This is a genomic window from Shewanella sp. 10N.286.51.B8, assembly GCF_041469325.1.
GTDB lineage: Bacteria > Pseudomonadota > Gammaproteobacteria > Enterobacterales > Shewanellaceae > Shewanella.
In genome coordinates this window covers 1-25,910 of record NZ_JBFRKG010000035.1, presented here as the reverse complement: position 1 = coordinate 25,910, position 25,910 = coordinate 1, and the positions used below count along the sequence as shown (strand labels likewise).

Sequence of the window (25,910 nt, the reverse complement as noted above, 5' to 3'; positions counted from 1 at the left end):
CCTTTTAGCTCTTAAATTTATCACGAATACAGTCAAATCGAAGAAATGAAAATCCCAGTGTAGATGCAGCAGCGAGCTTCCAAAACAGGGATGTTTTGGCAGAGCTTACATGGACGTACTTGCAGCGTCTCGCAGTTGTATCTGCACATAAGGTCGCTCTTTCACATCCATGTGATCGCGACATTTGTATATCCTATACATCACCTGCGGCAGGCAATGGATTAAGTTGAAGTTATGGTCTTCCGTAATTTAGCCAATAAAAATGAAGTATAAAGTTGGTGCTGGTAACTCGTTTATGCCCCATTATGGGTTAGGTAAAACCTAAATTTGTGTCCAATTTTACTTAGCTGTTACTCTTAAATTATTATTGGTTTAAGTACACTGTGGTAAAATTCATAAACATAGATCTTAACCGTAATGAGTTCGAAGTGGGAACATTTAGTGAAATTGCAAACATTCCAAGTAACCTTATAGATAGCCGAGACCGTCTGATTATTCTGTTCAAAGAGTTTGAAATATACGGTGTAAAGAGCTTGGTAAAGACTTATAAATCTAACAATTCTTTCCAAAAAAAATGGAATGAAATTTGGCGTGATATTGCAGTAAAAGAAGGTGGCAAAGTTAGTTTGACTACAGTAGGTATTATTGTAGGAAGTTCTTTAGGAGGGGTTGGGATTGCAGCAATGGGAAGTGCAGTCGGGCTGCCTCTAGCTGGTGTTCTAGGTTTAACTGGCTTTATATCTGGTGCCAAAATAGACTCTTTGGATTACTTTAGCAAAAATAAATCGATAGAAATAAAACTATCAAGTGAAACAATCAAAAAAATACAAGCAGACTCTGAGAAAACAGGCTTGTCTATTAATGAGTTAATTGAAGCTTTAATTGAGGTCACGTACAAATAATTCACCTAACCAGATTATGGATAAAGCCTAACAAGTTTTTGTCCACAAATGAGTTACTACATCAGTCCTCGTCAAAACAAAAAGCCTCAATATTTTCATATTGAGGCTTTGTTATATTTCAATACCTATATAAAAACCTTAAGCACTTTCAATAATCTGCTTTAGATCCGCAACCAGCTCTTTATTCAAAATCTGTGGTATTTTCCCGGGTTGGGCTTTAGGTTTAAACACTGCAAACTTTTCCCCTTGTGGTGATACTAAAACATAGCTGGCGCTGTGATCCACTTGGTAATCTTCGCCGTCGCCAACCATGGCGTAGGCAAAACCTAAATCACGAGTAAAAGGAAATAGCTGAGCGTGATCGGCAGTAACGGCTTTGAAATCGCGGTTAAAAAAATTGATGTAATCTAAACGTTTAGTTTGGCTGTCCCTTGCGGGGTCCACTGACACAAACACCACTTGAATATTGTCGCTTACTGCTTGCAACTCTGGGTAGGCGGCATTGAGTTTATTAAGGGTTGTTGGGCAAACATCTGGGCATGAAGTAAAGCCGACAAATACTAAACTCCACTTACCTAAAAGCTGCTCATTGGTAAAGGTATTCCCCAATTGGTCTTGCATACTAAAAGGTGCCAGTGGTCTTGGGTTATCAAACAAATAACTTGTTTCAAGTGCCAGATCCGGCCTTGATTTGGTGGCAGTGGCGATTGTTGCGGATGAACTTTTTTGACTAGGGAAAAGCGTAGCAACAGCGACGCCCAAGCCCAGCATAATGAAAGCTAACGCGATAATTTTTTTCACTCATTCACTCCATTATTTTTATCTTTACGTTCACTGTTTTTATCTTCAACTTCACCATGGCGATAAGCACTGATAAAGCGAGTTATACCCATAAGTAGTGATCAACTAATAGCACTAAAAATAAAATCATTAAGTGATAAATCGAGAACTTAAACACATCCATCGCCAGCCCTGGTTTGTCGTGATACTTAAGTTGCCAGGCTTTATAAATAAAGCCACAACTTAGAATGGTTGAACCCACAAGATAAACGGGGCCACACATGCCAACCAGCACTGGCAATAAACAGGCAATAGCCAGTAACAAGGTATATAACAAGATACAAGTTTTAGTAAACTCAACCCCATGGGTGACTGGCAGCATTGGGACATCGACTTTGGCGTATTCTTTTCTACGGTGAATCGCCAGTGCCCAAAAATGCGGCGGCGTCCAAGTGAAGATGATGATAACAAGTAATAGTGCGTTGCCATGTAATTCGTTGGTGACAGCAGTCCAACCCAATAAAGGTGGCATTGCCCCAGCTAAGCCGCCAATGACGATATTTTGCGGGGTAGCGCGCTTAAGATAAGCGGTATACACCACAGCATAACCGATTAAACTGGCAAAGGTTAACCATGCGGTAAGTGGGTTAACTAAGGTATACAAAATAACAAAACCGCCTAAGCCGATAGAAGTGGCAAAGGTCATGGCTTTGATTACCGAGACCTTGCCTTTTGGTAATGGGCGGTTATAGGTACGCGCCATTAAACCATCAATGCGGCGATCAATTAAGTGGTTATAAGCCGCCGCTGCCCCCGCCATCATGGCTATGCCTATCATGCCAAAGATAAGCGGCTGCAATGGCACTGCGCCGGGCAATGCGAGGCACATTCCCACCAGTACTGTCAGTAACATCAGGGCGACCACTTTGGGTTTGGTCATTTCAAAATAGGCGCGCCAAGGTAATTGCGCGCTGCTGGTGCTTGCTGGTATAGACAGAGATTTAGCCATAATAGAATCCTTGCTTAAGCTTTACGCCACAGCGCGTAGTTGATGAAAATAACGGTAAGTAACAATAGCGCTGCGCCGCCGTTGTGCGATACAGCAATCCCTAAAGGCAAATGCATGACAATATTGCTGATGCCAAGGCCCACTTGAATGATCACTAGGGCAAATAACAGCCAAGCACTTTTACGTATTGTGTGTGAGCGTGCTTTAAGTAATTTAAATCCTAACCACACTAAACAGGCAGCGGTAATCACGCCCCAAATACGATGAGTAACATGGATTGTCATGCGGGCAGGGTATTCCAATACGCCATATTCAAAGCTTGGATGTGTCCCTTGAAACGGTGAAAAAGCATCAGCAAATTGCAGATTATCGACCCAGTTACCTTCACATATTGGCAGGGCGGTACAGGCTAATGCTGCGTAATTCGATGACGTCCAGCCGCCCAAAATAATTTGAACCGCCAGTACAATTAAGCAGACCATGGCAAAGGGGGCGAGTTTTCTGGCATAAGTGTCACCACCAGGGATCCGCAGTGGCCGGGTACGTAAATACAGCAGTAGCAGTAAAGCGAATAAACTAAAGCCACCAATTAAATGCCCCATGACTACGATGGGCATTAATTTCATGGTGACGGTCCACATACCTAAGGCGGCTTGAAAGAGCAGTAGGGCGGAAATCAGTATGGGTAGCTTTTTGGGCGCATCGGCTCTTTTTAAGCAGATGATAAGGATGGTTAAAATCAGTAATCCAAGAGTGCCAGCGATATAGCGGTGGATCATTTCCAGCCACGCCTTGTCAGGCTCTAGCGTTTGATTTGGGAATGCAGTCTCAACTTTTGCTATTGCATCAGGCGCGCTAGGCACCACAAGATGACCATAGCAACCTGGCCAATCAGGGCAGCCAAGGCCTGCATCTGACAGCCGAGTGTAGGCACCCATTAATATCACCGTAAAGGTAAATACTAAGGTAAATTTGAGCAGGTTTTTTATCACCATTACCCGACCCTCGATAGTTTAAGCATCTTACGTAAATCGCCAATCATCGACTTACCTTGGGCAATATTTTCTTGCTCGCCCATAATACCTGGGTATTTCATGACTAGGCTACCAAGGGGATCGACAATAATCATTTGCTGCTCTGTCAGTAATGCGGCCATTGCAGGGCTGGCACTGGCTGTAGCAAACGGCACTTGCAGTTTAGTTAAAATTGCGGTGTCGCTATCTGGGGTGAGTAAAATAATTGGGCTGACGCGATCTTGATGTTTACCTAAGGCGATATGGCTTTGATGCATGACATACAAACGTTGCTGACATTGTTCTAGGCATTGGTTTGGTAATAAATACACCAGCTGCCACATATGCGGCTCAGGGTTGGTCATGGCTAAGGTTTGATAATTAAGTTGTGCGCCGATTAGCTCACCTTTGTTAGTGGCGGCGCCGTTATATAAATCTAGGCTCAAGACTAATTTAGCCATAGCCACCGGTAAAATAAATACCAGCAGCAGTAGATATAATGTCTTGTTACCTTTAGGTTTTGCTGGGGAGTTCATACTTGCTCCTCTTGTTACGACTGTTTTTGTTATAGGATGAGTTTTTACTTAAGTCACTATTTTTAATTTAGTTACTCTTGTATTTAGGTTTTAACTTTAGGTCTTAATTTTAGGCTTAAATGTTTTCCAACCAAGCCATAGCATTAGCGATAAAAATACTGCTGCCATGGTGAACCATTGCAATGCATAGCCTTGGTGTTTTTGGGCTGACAGTGGAATAGGTGTCCAAGGTTTTGCTAGATTCATATTTGGTGTTACATCGGGCTGCAGTACTGCCGGTGCCAGTTGATGACCTATTTTCTCTGCTAAGGCCACGAGATTTAAATTTTGAAAACGGATCACGTCACGGTTTTCTACTGTAAATTGTTCCACATAAAGTTGGTCACTTAAGGGATTGGTTTGGCGCTGATACACTCGACCTGTGAGCTGATATTGCGCCGCAGGCAATGGCGCTAAATCGGGTAATATGCGGCGGTCTTTATTCGCTGCAGTAAAGCCTAGTTCAACCAGTAGCCATGGCTCTGTGGCTGATATTGCAAATACTTGATAAGCCAGATAACCCACTTGGCCGTTATAAACTTGATTATCAAGCAGTAATATTTGTTCATTAACGGGCTTAGCGGTGACGTTAATGCGATAACCCGTTAGTGGACCGCTGCTATCTAGCGTTAAAAAAGTGTGGTAATCCAATTCACTGGACGCTTGCCTTTCACTTAAGGTGGCTTGCCAAGCTTGTTTTTGAATTCCTCTATCAAGTTGCCATAAACCGAGCTTGACCAAAATAGAAAACACACTCACAGTAACAACTAGCAATAACCCAGTAGAAAGTCGCCAAACGCGCAAAGGAGAGCCCGTGGGAACCTTAGATACCTTAGTTATTTTCAAGCTTGTTTTAGTACTGCTGCTTGTATTCATATTATTTAATTTAGCCAGAGCCCTATTTATTATGGTTAAAGCGGAAAATAAACAATCTATGAGCCAATATTTAGGTCGTCGAGTGATCTTTTCTGCGTTAGTGATGTTGTTATTGTTACTGGCCTTAGGATTTGGCTGGATAAGCCCAAATCCTAGACCTTATTAGCTTTGCAGCCTTATAAGACGTACACGAAAATAAATAAGCATAACCACACCACATCAACAAAATGCCAATACCAACTTCCGGATTGAAAGGCGAAATGATTATCTGGGGTGAAGTGACCTTTCAATACTCTAAAGAACAGGATTATTAGAAATACTGTGCCTAAGGTGACGTGCATACCGTGAAAGCCAGTTAGCAAAAAGAAGGTGTTACCATAAATCCCTGAGGTGAGTGTGAGCCCCATTTCTTGGTAGGCATGGACATACTCTTCAACTTGTAAAAACAAGAAGCCGATACCCAGCAAAATAGTCAGTCCTAACCAAACCTTCAGTGCGCCACGTTTTGATTTTTCTAACGACACATGGGCAAAGTGCAAGGTGACTGAAGAGGTCAGTAGAATGAGGGTGTTATACAGCGGCAATCCGCCCCAACCCATGGCTTCAGTGGTGGTACCATCTGGGGTTTTCACTAGCGGCCAAATGGCTTCAAATGTTGGCCACAATACCTCATGGGTCATGGCATTATTTGATGCACCGCCGAGCCAAGGTATTGCTACCATTCGAGCGTAAAACAATGCCCCAAAAAATGCCCCGAAAAACATGATTTCTGAGAAAATAAACCAGCTCATGCCTTGTCTAAAAGAGCGATCCATTTGCGCTGAATATAAACCTGACATTGACTCATCAATGATATTTTTAAACCAGCCAAACAGCATAAATATAATTACAGCAATACCCGCGATTAGGGTGTAGCCGCCAGAAGATTGTTCAGTTGAAAGTTGTTGGATGTAGGTACCTGCGCCAAATGCAATCAGAAATAATCCGATAGCGCCGGTAATTGGCCAGATACTTTGCGCTGGCACGTAGTAGTTTTCATGTTTTGTTGTCATCTTGCTGCTCCTTGCTCTATGGCTGCAGTCTGCTTGTCTGTAATATCATAGAGGGTATAAGAGAGAGTCAAAGTGTTAATGGATTCAGGTAAATCCGCATCCACGTAAAAAATTAACGGTAATTCAGCATCGGCCATTGCTGCTAGGGGTTGCTGATTGAAGCAAAAGCACTCGGTCTTATTAAAATAAGCCGCGCCTTGGCCTGGCGATACCGAGGGTATTGCTTGGCCTACGAGGTTATTTGAAGATAAGTTTTTCGCTAAAAACGCAGTACGTGTGAGTTCGCCGGGGTGAACCTGCATGCGGTTCACTTTTGGCACAAACTCCCACGGCATATTGCTTTGTACTTGGGCAATAAACTCAATGGTTACAGTACGGTCTTTATCAATCACCACAGCCTCATAACTGCTGGCAGTACTTTGGGTTTTTCCATTAATCCCCAAGGCATCGCAAAGCACGTCATACAAAGGCACTAGCGCAAAACCAAAGCCGAACATACCTATTGAACCCAGTACTAGGCCAATAAGTAAATTACGGTTTGATTTTGTTGGCTGGCTCATATCATTTAACCTCTGGTGGGGTGGTAAATGAGTGATAAGGCGCAGGACTGGCAATAGTCCACTCTAACCCTTCAGCACCTTCCCATGGCTTATCCGCAGCTTTTTCGCCGCCCTTGATACATTTCAGTACCACAGCGAGGAAAATCAGTTGTGATAAACCAAAGGCAAAACCACCAATAGAGACAATTTGGTTTACGTCAGCAAACTGAATTGCATAGTCTGGAATACGACGTGGCATGCCTGCTAAGCCTAAAAAGTGCATTGGGAAAAACAGTACATTCACTGAAATAACACTGCACCAGAAATGCCAACGACCTAATGTTTCGCTATACATGTATCCTGTCCATTTCGGTAGCCAGTAATATGCTGCAGCCATAATGGAAAATACTGCGCCAGTCACCAGTACATAATGAAAATGCGCTACCACAAAGTAAGTATCATGGTATTGGAAATCCGCTGGGGTGATCGCTAGCATCAAGCCAGAGAAGCCACCGATGGTGAATAAGATGATGAATGCAATGGCGAACAGCATCGGGGTTTCGAAGGTGATTGAGCCGCGCCACATAGTTGCAACCCAGTTAAACACTTTCACCCCAGTAGGCACTGCGATTAACATGGTGCAGTACATGAAGAATAGCTCTGCAAATACTGGCATCCCGGTGGTGAACATGTGATGCGCCCAAACTAGGAAGGACAAAATCGCAATACTTGAGGTGGCGTATACCATGGAGGCATAACCGAAAAGCTTTTTACGGCTAAAGGTGGGAATAATGGCCGAGATAATCCCGAATGAAGGTAAAATCATGATGTAGACTTCGGGGTGGCCAAAGAACCAGAAAATATGCTGGAACATCACAGGGTCGCCGCCGCCAGCAGCATCAAAGAAGCTGGTGGCAAAGTATTTATCAGTCAGTACCATGGTTACTACACCTGCCAATACCGGCATCACTGCTATTAGCAAGAAGGCGGTAATCAGCCAAGTCCAGACGAACAATGGCAGCTTCATCCAAGTCATACCCGGAGCACGCATATTAACAATGGTCACCACCACGTTAATAGCACCCATGATCGAGCTTATGCCCATAATGTGAACTGAGAACACAAATAATGCTGTGCTATCAGGGCTATAGGTTGTTGACAGTGGTGCATAGAAAGTCCAGCCAAAGTTGGGGCCTCCACCTTCCATAAATAGCGAGCTAAGTAGAATCGCAAACGCGAAAGGTAAAATCCAAAAGCTCCAGTTATTCATCCGCGGTAGTGCCATATCTGGCGCACCAATCATCATTGGAATGAGCCAGTTAGCTAAGCCGGTAAAGGCTGGCATGACTGCGCCAAATACCATAATCAAGCCATGGACTGTGGTCATTTGGTTAAAAAAGTTAGGTTCAACTAACTGTAAACCGGGTTGGAATAACTCAGCACGAATGACCATGGCCATTGCGCCGCCGGTTAAAAACATAATGAAACTAAACCACAGATACATTGAACCAATATCTTTATGGTTAGTGGTTAAAACCCAGCGCATAATGCCTTTTGGCGCCCCATGATGATGGTCATCATGGTGATCGTCGTGAGCGGCTGGTGAATCTTGTGTAATTGTGCTCATTTTAATCCCTTACTTTCCGTGACCAACAACATCAGCAGCCTGAACTGCATCGCCAGAGTTATTACCCCAGGCATTTCGCTCATAAGTCACCACTGCAGCAAGCTGTTGTGGCGTAAGTAGCGAGTTAAATGCTTGCATTGCCGTGCCAGGTTTACCATTGATGACAATATTAAGATGATCCGTCACTGGACCGACGATGAGTGGGCTGCCTACTAATGAAGGGAACGCGCCAGGTAAGCCAGTACCAGCAGCTTGGTGACATGCAGCGCAGCTAGTCATATAGACTTGCTCGCCCATGGTCATTAACTCATCCATCGTCAAGTCATCCAATACCACAGCTTTAACTTCTGCTGCTTGTGTTGCCGCTTCAGTCACAGCTTGTGTTGCAGTGTCTTCAAGTTGTTCAGCTGTAGGTAAGCTTGCTGGTAAAGTCACAGGCGTTGACGTGTCTGCGGTAGAAGTGCCTGCACTAGGAGCGTCTGCAGTGGTTGGTGTAGCGCTAGAATTTGTCCCATTGCCACTCACATCAGCCGCTTGCACGGTATCGCCAGAGTCATTACCCCAAGCATTACGCTCATAAGTGACTACTGCAGCAATTTCAGTTGCCGTTAGCTGCTTGGCAAACGCTTGCATCGCAGTGCCAGGCTTACCATTAACGACAATATCGATATGGCCAGACACTGGGCCTTTAATCATTGGACTGCCAATTAGGGAAGGGAAGACGCCAGGTAAACCAGCACCATTAGGTTGGTGGCAAGCCGCGCAGCGACCCATGTAGATTTGTTCGCCTTGGGCCATTAACTCGTCATAGCTAAGGGTTTGGCTCAGTGAGGCTTGTGCAGCGGCTTTAGCATCGACAGCAAATTGCTTTTGGTCGATTAGCCATTGGTCAAAGTCTGCTTCAGAAACGGCTTCAACAACAATAGGCATAAAGCCATGATCTTTACCGCATAGTTCGGCACATTGGCCTCGATAAGTACCTATTTTATCGATTTTAGTCCAAGCTTCATTGATGAAACCAGGATTTGCATCTTTTTTAACGGCAAATGCTGGTACCCACCAAGAGTGGATAACGTCATCCGAGGTCATTAAAAAACGTACTTTACGATTTATTGGTAAAACCAGCGGCTTATCGACCTCTAAAAGATAGGTGTCGGTTTTATCTGCGGTGCCAGTAATTTGGTCTGCTGGGGTAGATAATAAACTGAAAAACTCGACATCTTCATTGAAATAGCTGTAATGCCATTTCCATTGAGAGCCCGTCACTTTGACTGTCAGTTCAGCATCGCTGGGATCTTCCATAGCAATCAGCGTTTTTGTTGCTGGGATTGCCATGCCAATTAGGATTAGAAATGGCAATACTGTCCAAGCTATTTCAACCTTGGTACTGTCATGAAAGTCGGCTGCAACTGCACCCTTAGATTTTCTGTGATAGATCATGGAATAAATCATGATCCCAAAGACCACGACACCAATGGCGCAACAGATATACAAAATAATCATATGCAGGTCGTAAACCTGGCCACTGATCTCTGTTACACCTTGAGTCATGTTTAAGGGCATCTCTGCCGCTGTGAGTGGGGTTGCAAGCAACGCCACCATTAATCCGTACAACAATCGCTTCACAAGACTACTCCTCTGCTAATTGCGAATTGCAATTACAAAGAAAAGCCACACAGTAATACTCTGCTCTATGCAAACTTTTCATACCCGAAAAAGTTTGATCATTTCAAAGTACACGGTGGCTTTGAGCTTGAAAACTCAATTATGTTATTACGTTACGGTGCCACACTTGTACCTAATACTGAACTTATCAATTATATTTGACGCTTTACATTCAAGGCTTTCTATACCGCACGGTACCAGCTCAATCTTTTAATAGCGTTTGTATCTTTTTGACATTTATTCTCGGCAGTACGATAAATTGTTACTACCTTGTTAACTACATTACTTGGAGATTAAATATTGATCAAGATCACTTTATCATCTAATTTGCTGAAAAAAGTGCAAAAAAAAGCCCCTCAGCGTAGTGAAGGGCTTTTTTAGTCATATTTTACTAGTGAAACGAGGTAAGGTTTACCCGAGTCTGTACTGCTAAAGTTTGCGTTAATGGGTCGCCTTCAGGTAAGTGAGTATTTACATCTTCAATGATAAGCCCTTGGGCTAAGGCATTTTTGGCAACCAATTGAATGCGGCGATTGTCGCGGGCATCTAATGGTGGTGTCCAAGTAATTACTGCACTTGAAGTACCGTTAGTGAGCGCTTTTTCCATCGCCCACAGGGTTTCGACTTCATCTTTGGTGTGAACTAACAATACTCTGTCCATACGAACATTGGCATTAGCAAGAATTTGCTTATAACCGATATGCGGCGGATTAATCAGTACAATCCAAAGGCCTTGCTGACTTAAAATGGCTAACTGACTGCATAATTGAGTCAATTCAGTTAAGCCTTGGTTTTGGGTGCGCTTGGTTTCAATCCCTTGTTTAGTGGGTAAGGGATCAGATGCCATATCTACCCATAATCCAGGGTGACGCGGTGCATTGCCTATTAATGTGTTCATAACCAACCTCCATTACGAATAACGCCAACAGCAAGCCCTTCAATCGTTAGGTTTTGGCAACTTAAATCAACTTTAATCGGCTCATATTCTGCATTTTCAGCATGTAAATAAATAATATTGCCTTTCTTTTCAAATCTTTTCACGGTTACATCGTCTTCAAGACGTGCCACTACAACTTGACCATTGGTGGCAGTTTGCATTTTATGCACTGCTAATAAGTCGCCCTCTAAAATACCAATGTCTTTCATACTGTCGCCTCGAACGCGTAGTAAGAAATTAGCATTGGGCTTAAACATTTCTGGGTCAACTTGGAAATACTGTTCAACATGCTCTTGAGCAAGGATAGGTTCACCTGCAGCAACTTGGCCGATAAGTGGTAAGCCTGCTTCAACTTCCTCCTCCACCTGCACCATGCGGATCCCGCGAGAGGTACCAGGAATAATTTCAATACAGCCTTTTTTTGCCAGTGCTTTTAAGTGTTCTTCAGCGGCATTGGCGCTTTTGAAGCCTAATCGAGTTGCAATTTCTGCACGAGTTGGCGGCATACCTGTTTCGGCGATATTACATTTAATTAGCTCTAATATTTCAGCTTGGCGTGGCGTTAAAGGTCTCATATTGATTCCTGTTTTTTTATACAGTGACTGTCATTATATACAGTATCGGTGGTCGCGCAAGTATTAACCAAATTAATTTAACTATTATCATCTAATTCTTGTTGGCTATATATGGGGGCACGGTTAAGTATATGTAATTTAATTATTTAGTTAATGAAGGTAAGTCAGCTTTTTAAACCGATGAAATTGGCTATTTCTCACATCGTTTGTTTAAACAGTATATTTATACAGTAGTGTTGATTGAAAATAGGTTGGTTGTTATTCGGATATGGCTATTTTTTACTGAACAAATATTCTCTGTATAGACCCTTGTTAGTGAAACTGAACCATTATCTGGTATTCTATGGCCAATTAATTGATGTTGAATATGCGAACACTCATGTTAAAACCTGACTCAATCATAGCAAAATCATTACGTTGGATTCAAAAACTGATGGTGCACACGGTTGTTGTGCCTGAAGATCCCTTTGCCGATCTGAACTTAGACCCAGATAAACCAGTGGTCTATGTGATGAAGACAGAATCACTCAGTGATATTGCGGCATTAAATGAAGTGACCGCCAAATATGGCTTACCGAGCCCTTATGAGCGACTAGACGTTGATGGCTTAAATACCCCTAGAATTGTGTGTATTGAAGGTCGTAAGCCTCTATTTGGCAAGCGTTTAAGTGGCGAAAAATTTGTTGATAACTTCACCAGCTTATTAGCCTTACATAAAAAAAATGATCAACTTGATATTCAATTGGTGCCAGTGAGTCTGTATTGGGGACGTATCCCTGGTAAAGAAGATGACACCATGACCGCAGCCGTATTTGAGCGTGAAAACCCGACCTGGTTACGTAAATGGTTGATGATTTTGTTCTTAGGTCGCCATAGCTTTATTCAATTCTCAAATGCTATGTCGCTACGTTATATGGCTGATGAACACGGCACTGATGTCAGTATTGCGCATAAACTTATCCGTGTGGCGCGAGTGCACTTTAGACGCCAACGTAAAGTGATGACAGGCCCACAACTGCCAAATCGTCAGGCAATGTTCAACTCATTATTAAAGTCTGATGCCATTGCTCAAGCGATAAAAGAAGAAGCGCTTAATAAAAAAATTCCTGAAGACAAAGCCCGCGAAAAAGCTATTCAGTATTTAGATGAAATTGCAGCGGATTACTCAGACAGCTTAGTGCGTATTGCTGAGCGCTTTCTTACTTGGTTGTGGAATAAGTTATACAGCGGTATTAGCATTAAAAGCGCTGAAAAAGTGCGTAAGCTGCATCATGATGGTCATGAAATTGTCTATGTGCCTTGCCATCGTAGCCACATGGATTACCTACTGCTGTCGTATATTTTGTATTACCAAGGCATGGTGCCGCCGCATATTGCCGCCGGTATTAATTTAAACTTTTGGCCAGCAGGCCCTATGTTCCGCCGTGGTGGTGCTTTCTTTATTCGTCGTAGCTTTAACGGTAATAAACTTTATACCGCAGTGTTTCGTGAGTATTTAGATCAGTTATTTGCTAAAGGCTATTCGGTTGAATACTTCACCGAAGGTGGTCGTTCTCGTACCGGTCGTTTATTAGCGCCTAAGACCGGCATGTTAGCGATGACAGTTAACTGTGTACTGCGGGGCATTGAACGCCCAGTAACCTTAGTGCCAGTTTATCTTGGTTATGATCATGTGATGGAAGTGTCCACCTATCATAAAGAGTTAAGCGGTAAGAAAAAGCAAAAAGAATCAGTGTGGCAGGTCTTTGGTGCGCTGCGTAAATTAGGCAACTTTGGCCAAGGTTACGTTAACTTTGGCGAGCCAATCAATGTGCAGCAATTTTTAAATCAACAATCGCCAAATTGGCGTGAAGAAATTGCTCAAGATCCGGATCAAAAGCCATCATGGTTAACGCCAGCAGTAAATGTATTGGCCAATAAAGTGATGACTAACATCAATGGCGCCGCCGCAGCGAGTTCGGTGACATTAGCAAGTATGGCGCTGCTGGCTTCAGAGCAAAACGCCCTGCAGCGCAGTGAGCTTGAAACCCAGCTAGACCTCTACCTGAAAATCTTAAAGGATGTTCCTTATACTGAGTATGCGTCGGTGGCTGAGGGCTCAGCTCATGACCTAGTTGAGCAATGTTTGTCGCTGAATAAATTTACCTCAACCACAGATGCCATCGGCGAAATTATCGCAATTGAAGATAGCTCAGTGATTGCGATGAGCTATTATCGCAATAACATAATTCATCTAATGGCAGTGCCTTCATTAATCGCCAGTTGCTTGGTGCAATATGAAGAATTTAGCCGAGAAAAAATCCAGCAAATTGTTAATGATTTTTACCCATTATTGAAAGCTGAGCTGTTTATGGGCATTGAAGATTTAAGTGCCTATGTGGATCAAGTGCTTGATTTGTTTGTTGAACAAAAGCTAATTTCCGGTAGCGATCACTTTGAAGTCAATCAAAGTAATGTCACTCAGTTAATGTTATTGTCCGCCACGGTCAGTGAGACCCTACAGCGTTACGCGATTATCTTTAATTTACTGGCTTACAAACCAGAAATTGAGCGTTCTGATTTAGAAAGCGCCAGCCATTTATTGGCTCAGCGTTTAGGTGCTTTACATGGAATTACTGCGCCTGAGTTTTATGATAAAAAGCTCTACAATAATTTGAGTGTGAAATTAAAAGAATTAGGGTATTTATCCGCTAACGATAATCAATTTGAAGTCATCCGAATACGTGATCATGCCAATGGTATGCTGCGTTTATCTGTTCGAAAAACCATTGTTGATAGTGTCACAATGGAACATGGGTAATAACTAATTTTATGAGTTCGACACAATCTCAACCGCAAAATAAATCCTTATTGGGCGGTGCTATGATCATCGCCGGTACCACAGTCGGTGCTGGTATGTTTTCTTTGCCTGTGGTCAGTGCAGGCATGTGGTTTGGCTATTCATTAGTCATGTTAATTGGTATTTGGTTTTGTATGCTGGTGTCAGGTCTGATGCTACTTGAAACCAATTTGCATTTTAAACCCGGTGACAGTTTTGACACCTTAACTAAGGTAACCTTAGGCCAGTTTTGGCGGATTATTAACGGGTTATCTATTGCTTTTGTGTTGTACATCCTGACCTATGCTTACATCAGTGGTGGTGGCTCGATTGTTAATCACACCCTTGCGGGGATGGGGATTAACTTACCTCAACCGATCGCAGGGTTAGTGTTTGCCGTCGTACTTGCTGCAGTGGTGATCATCAGTACCAAAGCGGTTGATCGCATTACCACCATTATGATTGGCGGGATGTTAATTACCTTTTTTCTCGCCATCGGAAATCTGCTGATTGATATTGATAGCGCAAAATTATTAATGCCAGATGGTGAGGCGAGTTTCTCGCCTTATATTTTAGCGGCGCTACCTTTTGGGCTGGCCAGTTTTGGTTACCACGGCAATGTGCCAAGCCTAGTTAAGTATTACGGCAAACAACCTAAAGTGATTTTAAAAGCCATCTTTATTGGTACGTTTATCGCCTTAGTGATTTATAGCTGCTGGTTAGTGGCAACCATGGGCAACATTCCCCGTAGTCAGTTCAGCGACATTATTGCCCAGGGCGGCAATATGGGTGTGTTAGTGGGCGCTCTGTCAGATGTGATGGCGAGTAAATGGCTTAATACCATGTTGACCTTGTTTGCTAATCTTGCTGTGGCGTCATCATTCTTAGGGGTGACCTTAGGCTTGTTTGATTATCTAGCTGACTTATTTGGCTTTGAAGAAAGCAATAATGGCCGCATTAAAACAGCTGCGATCACCTTTATCCCGCCGACAGTATTAGGTTTGTTATTCCCTAATGGTTTCTTGATTGCCATTGGCTTTGCGGCATTAGCGGCGACCATTTGGGCGGCGATAGTGCCAGCCATGATGGCATACAAATCGCGCAAAATGTTCCCTGATGAGAAGAGCTTTAGAGTCCCAGGTGGTACGCCATTGATTGTGGTGATTATTGCATTCGGTGTCATCACCGGCGCATGTCATTTGTTGGCGATGGCTGAGTTACTGCCAGTTTATAAATAATACTTTAGCTAGATAAAGTGGTGTTTAAACACCGAAATGACCTCCAAAAAGCCCTTTGAAAAGGGCTTTTTTATGGGCGTTTTCTAGCAAGTAAGGATGTGACTGTTAGCATTTTGACTAAAGGTGTGTGTAATTTACGACTTGTGACCGATAGTGACTAGCCATGGCTTGCTGATATTGTTGTCTATATAAGGCTATGATTTTAAGTTGTATTTATTATTTAAATGTCATTTTTTATACGAATAACCAACCATTATTGCCAACTCGACTTTAGCTTTAAAAGTGTCTTAACTTAAAGAGTGTTGTCATTTAGGTTCAGCTTAAACCTTTATTCTTATAAGTCATTATCAACAGCAGGGTGAGGTGTATGAAGGTGTCACACTATAAACAAGGGCAACCTTGTTGGGTCGAACTTGCCAGTCATGATTGGTATGCCGCGAAAGCATTCTACCAAAGCCTATTTCAGTGGCAGGCTGATGATATGCCCATGCCTGAGGGTCATTACACTATGTTGCAGTTAGCGGGTGATGACATTGCGGCTATGTATCAAATGCCCAAAGAGATGGAGAGTTTGCCAACCCATTGGCAGCTTTATTTTGCCGTTGATGATGTTGAGGCGACAATTAAAGCCATTAGGCTTGCGGGTGGACAAATTATTGCAGGCCCTCACTCTGTTGGTGATTCAGGGATTATAGCTGTGTGCCAAGATCCTGATGGCGCACGATTTTCAATCTGGCAGGCCATTAACCATATCGGCATTAAGCGCTCATTTGAGCCCAATACTTTGTGCTGGGTTGAATATATGTGTCGAGAACTTGGCTCGTCGACCGATTTTTATACCCAAGCGCTTGGCTTTGAGACTAACAGCCTTGATATGTCTTCAATGGGCATAGCTGATTACGTGCAATGGCTGGTGGATAAGCAAGCCATTGGCGGTATGATGCAAATGACGTCCGAGTGGGGTGATACCCCGCCCCATTGGATGCTGTATTTTAGTGTGCAAGATTGTAATGCTATGGCTCAAGATGCCGAAGCTCTAGGCGGGCGAATTTGTGTCCCGCCTACGGATATTCCGGATGTGGGTCGTTTTGCGGTGATTGATGATCCCCAAGGCGGCACTTTTTCAATTATTGCATTGACCGAGGTAGCGTCTGAAGTAGAATAATTGCTTGAAAGTTAAACTGTAAATCTAATCAAGGAAGACTTATGACACTCACAAAGGACGAAAAACTCGCGGTAATTCAAAAGAAAATGACCATGGTGGCAGTCATTGATTTTCCTGGCACGTTATTAATGGCGGCGGGTTTATATGGCTTGTTTGCAGGTTTTGATACAGCGGCTTATCCGATGCTGGCGAAGCCAATACTGCTGTTTGCTATGGTTGGAGTCGGAGGTTGTATTATGGTTTGGGGTCTTTTAAGGATGATGCAACTGGCACGAGAAAAGCAAGGCGTACTCAGTGAACCAAGCTAACAAGCTTATATTCAGCTTGTGGCTTTATAGATAAAAAGGCGCCTTAAGCGCCTTTTTTAGTGTTTATGAGTGACTTTGTAAACCTAGTTACTGAGTTTACGACCATAGATTAGTAAATAAATGGCTGGAATAACAAACAGCGATAGCAGCGGCGCAGTGACCATGCCACCAACCATAGGTGCGGCAATTTTCTGCATCACTTCGTTACCGGTTCCTGTGCCCCACATTATCGGCAGTAAGCCAAAAAATATGGTCGCAACTGTCATCGCTTTGGGGCGAATCCGCATTACAGCACCTTCAATCAATGCTTGGCGTAAATCATCTTTGCTATTGAGAGTGTCATTGTATTTGCGGTCTCTAATACTGTTGTTGAGATACACCTGCATCACCACGCCAAATTCAGCGGCGACCCCCGCAAGGGCAATCATCCCCACAGATACCGCAACCGAAAAGTTGAAGTTCAGTAGATATAAAAACCAGGCACTGCCTACTAAGGCAAAGGGTAAACTCAGCATAATTACTGAAGCTTGAGCAAACGAGTTAAAGGTCAGCATCAGTAATATAAAAATAACTGCCAGCATTAGTGGAATGACTAACTCCATCTTGGCTTCAACACGCTGCATATATTCATATTGACCCGCAAAGCTGTAGCTATAACGTGCTGGCAAAGTGATTTGCTGGCCTAAGGCTATTTGCGCTTGCTCGATATATTCGCCGATAGAAATATCTTTAATATCGACAAACACCCATGAGATTAAACGGCCATTTTCACTGGCAAGCATGGGCGGTCCATCACTGATGGTTATGTCGGCTAAAACGCTTAATGGCAGATATTTACCGGTTTTGGTTAATACCGGTAAATCTCTGAGTTTTTCGATGCTGTCACGTAACTCTCGTGGATAACGAATGTTAATTGGGTAACGTTCTTGACCTTGAATTGATTCCCCTATATTCATACCGCCTATGGCGATTTGCACCACATCTTGGATGTCACTTAGGGTCATACCATATCGAGCTGCATTTTTTAGTTTCGGCTCAATATCGATATAACGTCCACCACTACTTCGCTGCGCAAATGCTGATGTTGTGCCTGGCACTTGGCTCATTACCGCTTCGATTTCAGCGCCAATTTTTTCCAGTTCGGCCACATCTGAACCCGATATTTTAATGCCGACAGGTGTTCTAACCCCGGTGGACAGCATATCGATACGAGTTTTTATCGGCTGCACCCATGCGTTAGTCATGCCGGGCACTTTCACCGTTCTCTGTAATTCAGCAATAATAGATTCTAAGGTCACGCCTTCACGCCATTGAGCATGTGGTTTAAGCATGATGGTGGTTTCAAGCATGGTTAATGGTGCAGGATCGGTAGCGGTCATCGCGCGGCCCACTTTACCAAATACTCTTTTGACCTCTGGTACCGTTTTAATCAATCTATCGGTTTGCTGTAAAATTTCAGCGGCTTTACCTGCACTGACACTTGGCAGGGTTGTAGGCATATAAAGTAAATCACCTTCAGCGAGTTCTGGCATAAACTCAGAGCCCATCTTTGTCATCGGATAGTAAGCACTGGCTAAAATGACCAGCGCTAATAAGATGGTGAATTTAGGAAATTTTAATACCAGTTTGAGTAATGGCTGGTATATGGCAATCAAAAATCGACTGATGGGGTTTTTGCGTTCATCAGGGATATTACCGCGCACAAAATAACCCATTAATACTGGGATCAAGGTGATGGCCAGTATTGCAGAAGACGCCATAGCAAAGGTTTTAGTAAACGCCAGTGGGTGGAATAAACGGCCTTCTTGAGCTTCCAGTGCAAATACAGGAATAAAGCTTAAGGTGATGATTAGCAAGCTAAAGAATAGCGCAGGCCCTACTTCAACAGAGGCCTCTTTAATTAGTTGCCAGTGGGCTTCACCTTCGGGTGGTTTACCGTGCTCAGCCCGATATCGCTCTAAATGTTTATGGGCGTTTTCTACCATGACAATGGCGGCATCGACAACGGCGCCTATGGCAATGGCAATACCTCCTAAGCTCATGATGTTGGCATTAACCCCCATAAAATGCATGATAATGAAACTGCTTAATATAGATAATGGCAGGGTGATTATGGCAACCAGTGTTGAGCGAGCATGTAATAGAAATAGTAAGCAAACTAGGCCAACGACCAGCATCTCTTCCATCACTTTGTGCATCAGATTATCCACAGAATTGAGGATAAGTTCTGAGCGATCGTAAGTGATAACTAATTCAACCCCTTCAGGTAAACCGCTTTCAATTTGCTTAATCTTTTGTTTAACATTATTAATGGTTTCAAGGGCATTCTCGCCATAGCGCATAACCACAATGCCGCCAACGACTTCACCTTTACCATCAAGTTCAGCAATACCACGACGCGCTGCAGGGCCTGTTCGCAGCTGCGCCACATCTTTCATTAATACTGGTGTGCCAGCATCAGATAACACCCCTAAAGGAATTTCGGCAAAATCTTCAATGTTTTGTCGATAACCCGATGAAGTAATCATGTACTCGGCTTCGGCCATTTCAATAACCGAGCCACCGACAGAGCTATTAGAGCTTGCTAGCGCATTTTTAACCGTCATCAAATCGATTTGATAAAGGGCGAGTTTATGTGGATCTACCACGATTTGATAAGACTGCTCCATGCCGCCAATCGTAGCAATTTCAGATACGCCTTCGACACTTTGTAATTCCAGTTTTAAAAACCAGTCTTGCAGTGAACGCAGCTGGGCTAAATCGTGATTACCTTGTCTATCGACTAAGGCGTATTGAAATACCCAACCGACACCAGAAGCATCAGGCCCTAATGTTGGCGTTACCCCGTCAGGTAACTGATCTTGGGTTTGCGATAGGTATTCTAAAACTCGTGAGCGAGCCCAGTAGATATCGGTATTATCTTCGAAAATGATATAGACGAATGAGTCGCCAAACATCGAAAACCCACGGACCGTCTTAGCACCAGGAACCGCGAGCATGGCTGTGGACAGTGGATATGTAATTTGATCTTCGACTAACTGCGGTGCTTGACCTGGATATGAGGTCTTAACAATCACTTGCACATCAGATAAGTCCGGCAGGGCATCCAATGGGGTGGTGCGCATGGCTTGATAACCGATCACTGCAACCACTAAGGTGAGTAATAACACCATCGCACGTTGCTTTATCGAAGCACTGATTATTTTCTCTAGCATGAGAGTGCTCCTTAGTGGTTATGGGCTGCAGGCGCTTTATCTGCGCCGCTTAAACGTAACAAGCTACCTTGAATACTGGCTTCTGAATCAAGCAGGAACTGCCCTGAAACCACCACATGGTCGCCTTCATTGATGCCTTCAATGATCTCTGCTTTTCCTTGCGCAATGATGCCGACTTTTACAGGTACCGAAGTAAATCCGCTATCGTGACGCTGAACTACTACTCGATTTTCACGGCCGGTTAATATCAGTGCTTCTGTGGGAATAGTAATAATGTTGCGTTTAGGGCCGCCAAATAAAGACACATCGACTAAGGTTCCTGGTCGTAGGCTTGCATTTGGATTGGCTAATTTTACTCTGACACGCATGGCGCGAGTGACAGGGTCGAGTTCTGGATAGATATAATCAATGTCAGACTCAAGATCAAATAAGCCTTGGGCCGATGCTGTGACTTCTGCAGGACGGCCTTTTTCTAGCCAGCTTTGTTCATTTTCAAACACATCGGCAATGACCCAAACCGTGGATAAGTCGACTAATTCTATTAAGGCATTACCGGGTTGGATATACATGCCATCACGAATGTCCATTTGGCTGACAACCCCATCTTGCGGGGCATAAAAAGGCACTCTAAAAACAGTTTCGCCGCTGGTTTCTAATTGTTGAATAATTTTTGATGACACCCCTAAAAGCGCTAAACGTTGGCGGGCTTTACGCTCGAGCACACCGCCACGTTGATTGTCTTGCTCCAAATAATCAAGCGCTTGTAAGTAGTCATCTTGAGCGTTAATAAGTTCAGGCGAGTACAACTCATACATTAATTGGCCTTTTTTTATTTTCTGGCCAACATTATTAATATGCAGTTTTTCCACCCAACCAGTTACTCGAGCATGAACATGGGCAATGCTGTCTTCGTTATATTCTACTGTGCCAATGGTTTTAACTAGGCGCCATAAGGTATCTTTTTCAACTTGCTGGGTGCGCATGCCCAAAGCTTGTTGCATGCCGCCAGATACACCAACCACAATTTCTTCAGCTGCGGCGCCTAAAGTGACTTTTTCTAAATTCATTCCACAAATCGGGCAAGTGCCTTGGGTGTCAGACACGATATGCGGGTGCATTGGGCAGACATATTTAATGCTTGGCTCTGCATTCGAGGGTAATAGGCTTGGTTTAACGGTATTAAACACTTTATCTGCAGCACTCTGTGTGGGTTGCACTGCTAGGTTTTCTATCTGTTCATCTTGTGCATGCTGATGTTGGCTATGGTCGACTTCTTCCTCTTCTTTAACCACTAACAACATATTGCACTTTGGGCAGCGGTCACCTTGTTTGTGGCTGCTAACTTCAGGGTGCATCGGGCAGATGTAGGTCGTTTCGGCGCTATGGTCTATGGCAGCCTCAGGGCTAACTTCTTCTAAGAACATATTGCACTTTGGGCAGGTATCACCGGACTTATGACTAATAACTTCAGGGTGCATCGGGCAGATATAGGTCTTCTGAACATTATGTTGAGCGTGTTCATTTGAACTGTGACTAGCTTCCTCTTCTTCATTTGCCACTAGAAACATATTGCATTTAGGACAAGTATCACCTGATTTATGGCTAGTGACCTCAGGGTGCATTGGGCAGATGTAGGTCGTTTCAGCGCTATGGTCTATGGCAGGCTCAGGGCTAACTTCTTCCAAAAACATATTGCACTTAGGGCAAGTATCACCCGACTTATGGCTTATGACTTCAGGGTGCATCGGGCATGAATAGGTGGCTTTTTCTGCATCATGCTGATGCTGGTCAGTCGCAATATGACTATGTGTTACTGCTTGTTGAGCAGCGACTGGGTTAGTGCATAACCCAGCTAGAAAACCCGCAATGGTGATCAATAAAATAGCGTGTTTCATCATAACCTCAAAATACGGCTGGCAAATAAAGCGAACCGTTTATAAAAACTGTAAATACTAGCAAGTATAGGTGTTTAGCTATGGCACAGAGGACAGTGCTAGGCTAAAAATATTCTGTCAGTAATTTAACTAATCGGAGGTCGAAATTCTGGAAGGGTTTTATGGAAGAAAAAGTGTGGCACTGCAGTGGCATCAGCCTTGCTGTTGACTGCTTTTGCGAGAAGGATATCAAATGTGAGCAAATGCCCTGTCATCGAGATAGTAATGCAGTGACCACAATCGATAGCGCAGCCATTTTTGCTGTCACAACAGTTGTTAGCAGCTTTTTTCGATTGGAGCATTGAGCCATCGTCACAACAATGAGTCGTTTTTTGCGGGGCTTGTTCAGTCATAGAGGAATGACAATTAGGGGTATCGGCACTGCTGTGTTGCTTCAGATTTGCTTGGGATGTTTTGTCGTTAAGTATTAACATCTCTGCTGATGAGTGCATGAGAGGGTTAGCGACCATAGCGTAACCATTAGTTATCAAACCTTGGCCTAAAATGGCAAGCAAGGTGATAAATATAATGAAGTGCTGCGGTAACTTAGTGCTCATGTTTTTCCAAAGTGTGTAGCCATCAATAACAATTAAATAGCGCAATAATCTAGTGATAAATCAAGAATCAAAGCTAAATTAAGTTGCTGATGATCTGGCTTAATATAACCCGAAACAATACCCGCAGCAATAAACAGCTTCAGAATATTTATACTCGCTCAAACTAACTAGTGGCAGGGGCTATAATGATTCTATAGCGCAATAAACCTGATTTTTTTACAGTATATTGCAAAGGTAGGTTAATTGTCATTTTTGTGAAGGCTACTTTGCGATTTTGCTATAGCTGTATTAAGTTTAAAGGAGTCAAATTAATTATCATTGAGCCTCAATAGTTAGATCTTGATCTCATTTTGAGCATATATAGGCAACTTATTAATTAAAACATGTTCTTAATTCGTTTTTTTACGGCAAAAACAACCTAGAATAGATTTACTATTTTTAGATCTTAAAATTTATATTTTAGAATTTAAAATCATAAATTAAAAAACTGTTAACTGGAGATGACGATGAACTGGCGTGCACTATTCAAACCGAGCGCAAAATATTCAATTATCGCACTGATCATAGTGGGTGTTGTTATGGGTGTAGTGGGCTATTTCGCCACTCAACAAACTTTACACGCAACAAGTTCAGATGAATTCTGTATGAGTTGTCACAGCAATCACTCATTGAAAGATGAAGTGTTAGCGTCTGCACATGGCGGCGGTAGTGCTGGTGTGACTGTTCAGTGTCAAGATTGTCACCTTCCACATGGCCCAGTTGATTACTTGGTTAAAAAGATTATCGTATCTAAAGATTTATACGGTTTCGTAACTATTGATGGTTTCAACACTCAAGCTTGGTTAGATGAGAACCGTAAAGAACAAGCAGATATCGCACTTAAGTACTTCCAAGCAACAGATTCTGCTAACTGCCAACATTGTCATACGCGCATCTATGAAAACCAGCCTGAGACTATGAAGAAAATGGCTGTCAGAATGCATGAGCGTAACGCTAAGCAAGAAGGCGACAAGAGAAAGACTTGTGTAGATTGTCATAAAGGTGTTGCTCACCCTTACCCTAAAAAGTAAGTGACGATTCATAATCAGGAGTGATGACCTGATTAAGAAAAAACCTCGCCTAGGCGAGGTTTTTTTATGGCTGAATTTCTTTAAATCTAACGGCTACTCGGCTTTATCAAGCTCTAGTACTTTTTGTCGGTATTCAAGTAAACCGAAAACACCAAAAAAATACACTTTAAGATAATCAACAAAAGATAACTTAAGTAAGCTGCTAAACATGGTGTTGAAAATAAGTAATTGGAAAAAATGCATTATTACAGTGATAAAAAATAAGATATTTAACACTATGCTGACTTGGCCTTCAAACGGCATAAATAAGTTATAAAACATCACTAACCACATGATTAAAGTTAAACTTTTACCACCGATAATAAAAAATTTCATGGGTATCCTCTATTAGATTTGTTGCTTGTTTGAAATGCTATTCATCAAGCTGATATTGAAATAAGCGATAGGTTACCTGACCGGCATTTTTTTGCTTGAGCTCAACCCAATTGTTTGGGATCGCTAGCTGGGTTAAATCTGATTCAGTTTCTAGGTAAATTAATGCATTCTCATTTAACCAGTTATGCTCAGCTAATAACGCCATAGTGGTATTGGCCAGCCCTTTACGAAATGGTGGGTCAACAAACACAATATCAAAGCCTTTATCGTTATTCAGACCTTGTTTTAGCAATGCCAGACTGTCGCCACTGATGACATCGGCATTGTCACATTTTAAGGTTTGTAAGTTTTGCTTTAACTGTTTGGCCGCATTGCTCTGCAGTTCGCAAATACGTGCATAGCTGGCGTAACGTGATAAAGCTTCCAGACTTAGGGCGCCACTGCCTGCAAAACAATCTAATACCCTTGCACCTCTGATATCGCTAGCAAGCCAATTAAACAAGGTTTCACGGACGCGATCAGTGGTTGGTCGTAACCCTTCTAAATCATGAATAGGTAGCTTTCGTGAACGCCATTGCCCTGAAATGATCCTGACTTGGCCGCTTGCGGACTTATTTTTGGACATTTTGCCCTCGTGATTTTGCCTGAACAAAGAAAGTGGTAGACTATGCAACCAATTAGAATACTCGATATTTTATACCAAACTGCTGTTTAAAGGTGAGGATTCCTTTTAACAAGTTTAGTATTAATGACTCGAGAAAACTTCTCCGAATTTTATCGCTCATTTAGCATTGGTAGTAGACATGGCAAAGAAAGGTTTTTTTTCGTGGTTTCGTAAAGACAAAACCAAAGAGCAAGAGCGTGTTGCACAAGAGCAACGTATCGCAGAAGAGCAAGCTGCAGAGGCTTTGGCAAAAGAACAGGCCATTGCTGCTGAAGAAGCGGAGCGATTAGCTGAACAAGAACGCGCCGCAGAAGCTGAACGTATAGCAGAGCAACAGCGCTTAGCTGAAGAGTTACGTCTTGCAGAAGCCGAACAGGCGCGTATTGCAGTAGAGGCAGAGCGTATAGCCGAGCAACAGCGCTTAGCTGAAGAGTTACGTCTTGCAGAAGCCGAACAGGCGCGTATTGCAGTAGAGGCAGAGCGTATAGCCGAGCAAGAGCGCTTAGCTGAAGAGTTACGTCTTGCAGAAGCCGAACAGGCACGTATTGCAGCAGAACGTATAGCTGAGCAAGAGCGCTTGGCTGAAGAGTTACGTCTTGCAGAAGCCGAACAGGCAGGTATTGCAGCAGAGGCTGAACATGCCGCCGAGCAACAGCGCTTAGCTGAAGAGTTACGTCTTGCTGAAGCGGAAGAAGAGCGTATTGCTGCAGAAGCAGAACATGTTGCAGAGCAACAGCGTTTAATTGAAGAGCGAAGCCTAGCAGAAGCCGAAGAAGCACACCTTGCAGCTAAAGCTGAACGTGAAGCCGAGCAACAACGTTTAGCGGTTGAGCAGCAGAAATTAGCTGAAGAGCAACGCCTTGTCGAAGCAGAAGAGGCGCGTATTACAGCAGAAGCTGAACGTGTAGCAGAGCTGCAACGTTTGGAGGCAGAGAAACAAAGGTTAGCAGAAGAGCGAAGCCTTGCTGAGGCTGAAGAACAAGCTCGTCTAGCTGCAGAAGCCGAAGCAGCGCGTA

Annotated in this window: 23 protein-coding genes and 1 pseudogene; 8 read left to right on the top strand and 16 right to left on the bottom strand. The window is 43.2% G+C overall.

Annotation, left to right across the window (positions count from 1 at the left end; genetic code table 11):
* Positions 1-428: 428 nt before the first annotated feature.
* Positions 429-902, top strand: coding sequence for a ribbon-helix-helix protein, CopG family (locus tag AB4160_RS13730; protein WP_372005060.1), 474 nt, complete (start codon positions 429-431; stop codon positions 900-902).
* 138 nt (positions 903-1,040) lie between these two features.
* On the opposite strand, the gene AB4160_RS13725 is transcribed toward AB4160_RS13730, so the two are convergent.
* The 5 genes from AB4160_RS13725 to AB4160_RS13705 all read right to left on the bottom strand — a co-directional run bounded on the left by AB4160_RS13725 (position 1,041) and on the right by AB4160_RS13705 (position 5,083).
* Entirely contained in the window at positions 1,041-1,673 is a 633-nt protein-coding gene (locus AB4160_RS13725) for an SCO family protein (protein WP_102440180.1), read from the bottom strand.
* A gap of 112 nt (positions 1,674-1,785) precedes the next feature.
* On the bottom strand, positions 1,786-2,691 hold the full coding sequence (gene cyoE / locus AB4160_RS13720) for a heme o synthase (RefSeq protein WP_102440128.1): 906 nt from the start codon (positions 2,689-2,691) through the stop codon (positions 1,786-1,788).
* 14 nt (positions 2,692-2,705) lie between these two features.
* Positions 2,706-3,686 (bottom strand): heme A synthase, encoded by a 981-nt coding sequence (locus AB4160_RS13715; RefSeq protein ID WP_102440129.1) that lies wholly within the window; start codon positions 3,684-3,686, stop codon positions 2,706-2,708.
* The gene (locus AB4160_RS13710; protein ID WP_102520320.1) at positions 3,686-4,240 is read right to left on the bottom strand and encodes a hypothetical protein; all 555 of its coding nucleotides are present in this window, start codon (positions 4,238-4,240) and stop codon (positions 3,686-3,688) included. The genes AB4160_RS13715 and AB4160_RS13710 overlap by 1 nt, the downstream gene beginning before the upstream one ends.
* A gap of 96 nt (positions 4,241-4,336) precedes the next feature.
* Positions 4,337-5,083 carry an SURF1 family protein gene (locus AB4160_RS13705; protein WP_371999349.1) on the bottom strand — a complete coding sequence of 249 codons (747 nt, stop codon included), beginning with the start codon at positions 5,081-5,083 and terminating at the stop codon, positions 4,337-4,339.
* Between the two features lie 10 nt (positions 5,084-5,093).
* On the opposite strand from AB4160_RS13705, the gene AB4160_RS13700 reads away from it, so the two are divergent.
* A complete protein-coding gene (locus AB4160_RS13700) occupies positions 5,094-5,321 on the top strand; it encodes a DUF2909 family protein (RefSeq protein ID WP_076538217.1) in 228 nt (75 codons plus the stop codon).
* Between the two features lie 10 nt (positions 5,322-5,331).
* Here AB4160_RS13700 and AB4160_RS13695 read toward each other — a convergent pair whose 3' ends face one another.
* From AB4160_RS13695 to lexA, 6 genes are all read right to left on the bottom strand, one after another.
* Entirely contained in the window at positions 5,332-6,207 is an 876-nt protein-coding gene (locus AB4160_RS13695) for a cytochrome c oxidase subunit 3 (RefSeq protein ID WP_076538215.1), read from the bottom strand.
* Positions 6,204-6,767 (bottom strand): cytochrome c oxidase assembly protein, encoded by a 564-nt coding sequence (locus tag AB4160_RS13690; RefSeq protein ID WP_102440132.1) that lies wholly within the window; start codon positions 6,765-6,767, stop codon positions 6,204-6,206. Before AB4160_RS13690 ends, AB4160_RS13695 begins: the two co-directional genes overlap by 4 nt.
* A gap of 1 nt (position 6,768) precedes the next feature.
* Positions 6,769-8,373 (bottom strand): cytochrome c oxidase subunit I, encoded by a 1,605-nt coding sequence (gene ctaD, locus AB4160_RS13685; protein WP_102440133.1) that lies wholly within the window; start codon positions 8,371-8,373, stop codon positions 6,769-6,771.
* A gap of 9 nt (positions 8,374-8,382) precedes the next feature.
* Positions 8,383-9,999, bottom strand: a complete 1,617-nt coding sequence (gene coxB / locus AB4160_RS13680) for a cytochrome c oxidase subunit II (protein WP_303502165.1) — start codon at positions 9,997-9,999, stop codon at positions 8,383-8,385.
* 430 nt (positions 10,000-10,429) lie between these two features.
* Positions 10,430-10,936, bottom strand: coding sequence for a cell division inhibitor SulA (locus AB4160_RS13675; RefSeq protein ID WP_371999346.1), 507 nt, complete (start codon positions 10,934-10,936; stop codon positions 10,430-10,432).
* Positions 10,933-11,550, bottom strand: a complete 618-nt coding sequence (gene lexA / locus AB4160_RS13670; RefSeq protein ID WP_076538206.1) for a transcriptional repressor LexA — start codon at positions 11,548-11,550, stop codon at positions 10,933-10,935. Before lexA ends, AB4160_RS13675 begins: the two co-directional genes overlap by 4 nt.
* Positions 11,551-11,929: 379 nt before the next feature.
* Between lexA and plsB the strand changes: the two genes are divergently transcribed.
* The 4 genes from plsB to AB4160_RS13650 all read left to right on the top strand — a co-directional run bounded on the left by plsB (position 11,930) and on the right by AB4160_RS13650 (position 17,079).
* On the top strand, positions 11,930-14,350 hold the full coding sequence (gene plsB / locus AB4160_RS13665) for a glycerol-3-phosphate 1-O-acyltransferase PlsB (protein WP_102440136.1): 2,421 nt from the start codon (positions 11,930-11,932) through the stop codon (positions 14,348-14,350).
* An 11-nt stretch (positions 14,351-14,361) separates the two neighbouring features.
* Positions 14,362-15,606, top strand: coding sequence for a tryptophan permease (gene mtr, locus AB4160_RS13660; protein WP_198590916.1), 1,245 nt, complete (start codon positions 14,362-14,364; stop codon positions 15,604-15,606).
* A gap of 367 nt (positions 15,607-15,973) precedes the next feature.
* Positions 15,974-16,771 carry a VOC family protein gene (locus AB4160_RS13655; protein WP_372005058.1) on the top strand — a complete coding sequence of 266 codons (798 nt, stop codon included), beginning with the start codon at positions 15,974-15,976 and terminating at the stop codon, positions 16,769-16,771.
* 41 nt (positions 16,772-16,812) lie between these two features.
* Positions 16,813-17,079, top strand: coding sequence for a hypothetical protein (locus AB4160_RS13650; RefSeq protein WP_102440139.1), 267 nt, complete (start codon positions 16,813-16,815; stop codon positions 17,077-17,079).
* A gap of 83 nt (positions 17,080-17,162) precedes the next feature.
* Here the strand turns inward: AB4160_RS13650 and AB4160_RS13645 are convergent, their stop codons facing one another.
* The 3 genes from AB4160_RS13645 to AB4160_RS13635 all read right to left on the bottom strand — a co-directional run bounded on the left by AB4160_RS13645 (position 17,163) and on the right by AB4160_RS13635 (position 22,785).
* Complete coding sequence (locus AB4160_RS13645) at positions 17,163-20,294, bottom strand: efflux RND transporter permease subunit (RefSeq protein ID WP_372005056.1); 3,132 nt, start codon at positions 20,292-20,294, stop codon at positions 17,163-17,165.
* A gap of 11 nt (positions 20,295-20,305) precedes the next feature.
* Positions 20,306-22,192, bottom strand: coding sequence for an efflux RND transporter periplasmic adaptor subunit (locus tag AB4160_RS13640; RefSeq protein WP_372005053.1), 1,887 nt, complete (start codon positions 22,190-22,192; stop codon positions 20,306-20,308).
* Positions 22,193-22,314: 122 nt separating this feature from the next.
* On the bottom strand, positions 22,315-22,785 hold the full coding sequence (locus tag AB4160_RS13635) for a hypothetical protein (RefSeq protein WP_372005051.1): 471 nt from the start codon (positions 22,783-22,785) through the stop codon (positions 22,315-22,317).
* A gap of 506 nt (positions 22,786-23,291) precedes the next feature.
* On the opposite strand from AB4160_RS13635, the gene AB4160_RS13630 reads away from it, so the two are divergent.
* On the top strand, positions 23,292-23,855 hold the full coding sequence (locus AB4160_RS13630; RefSeq protein ID WP_303414733.1) for a NapC/NirT family cytochrome c: 564 nt from the start codon (positions 23,292-23,294) through the stop codon (positions 23,853-23,855).
* 93 nt (positions 23,856-23,948) lie between these two features.
* Here the strand turns inward: AB4160_RS13630 and AB4160_RS13625 are convergent, their stop codons facing one another.
* Positions 23,949-24,230 carry a DUF1145 domain-containing protein gene (locus tag AB4160_RS13625; RefSeq protein WP_102440143.1) on the bottom strand — a complete coding sequence of 94 codons (282 nt, stop codon included), beginning with the start codon at positions 24,228-24,230 and terminating at the stop codon, positions 23,949-23,951.
* A gap of 37 nt (positions 24,231-24,267) precedes the next feature.
* Positions 24,268-24,855: a 16S rRNA (guanine(966)-N(2))-methyltransferase RsmD gene (gene rsmD / locus AB4160_RS13620; RefSeq protein ID WP_372005049.1), complete on the bottom strand. Its 588-nt coding sequence runs from the start codon at positions 24,853-24,855 to the stop codon at positions 24,268-24,270.
* A gap of 178 nt (positions 24,856-25,033) precedes the next feature.
* On the opposite strand from rsmD, the pseudogene AB4160_RS13615 reads away from it, so the two are divergent.
* Positions 25,034-25,910, top strand: a pseudogene (locus AB4160_RS13615) (signal recognition particle-docking protein FtsY); the annotation flags it as partial.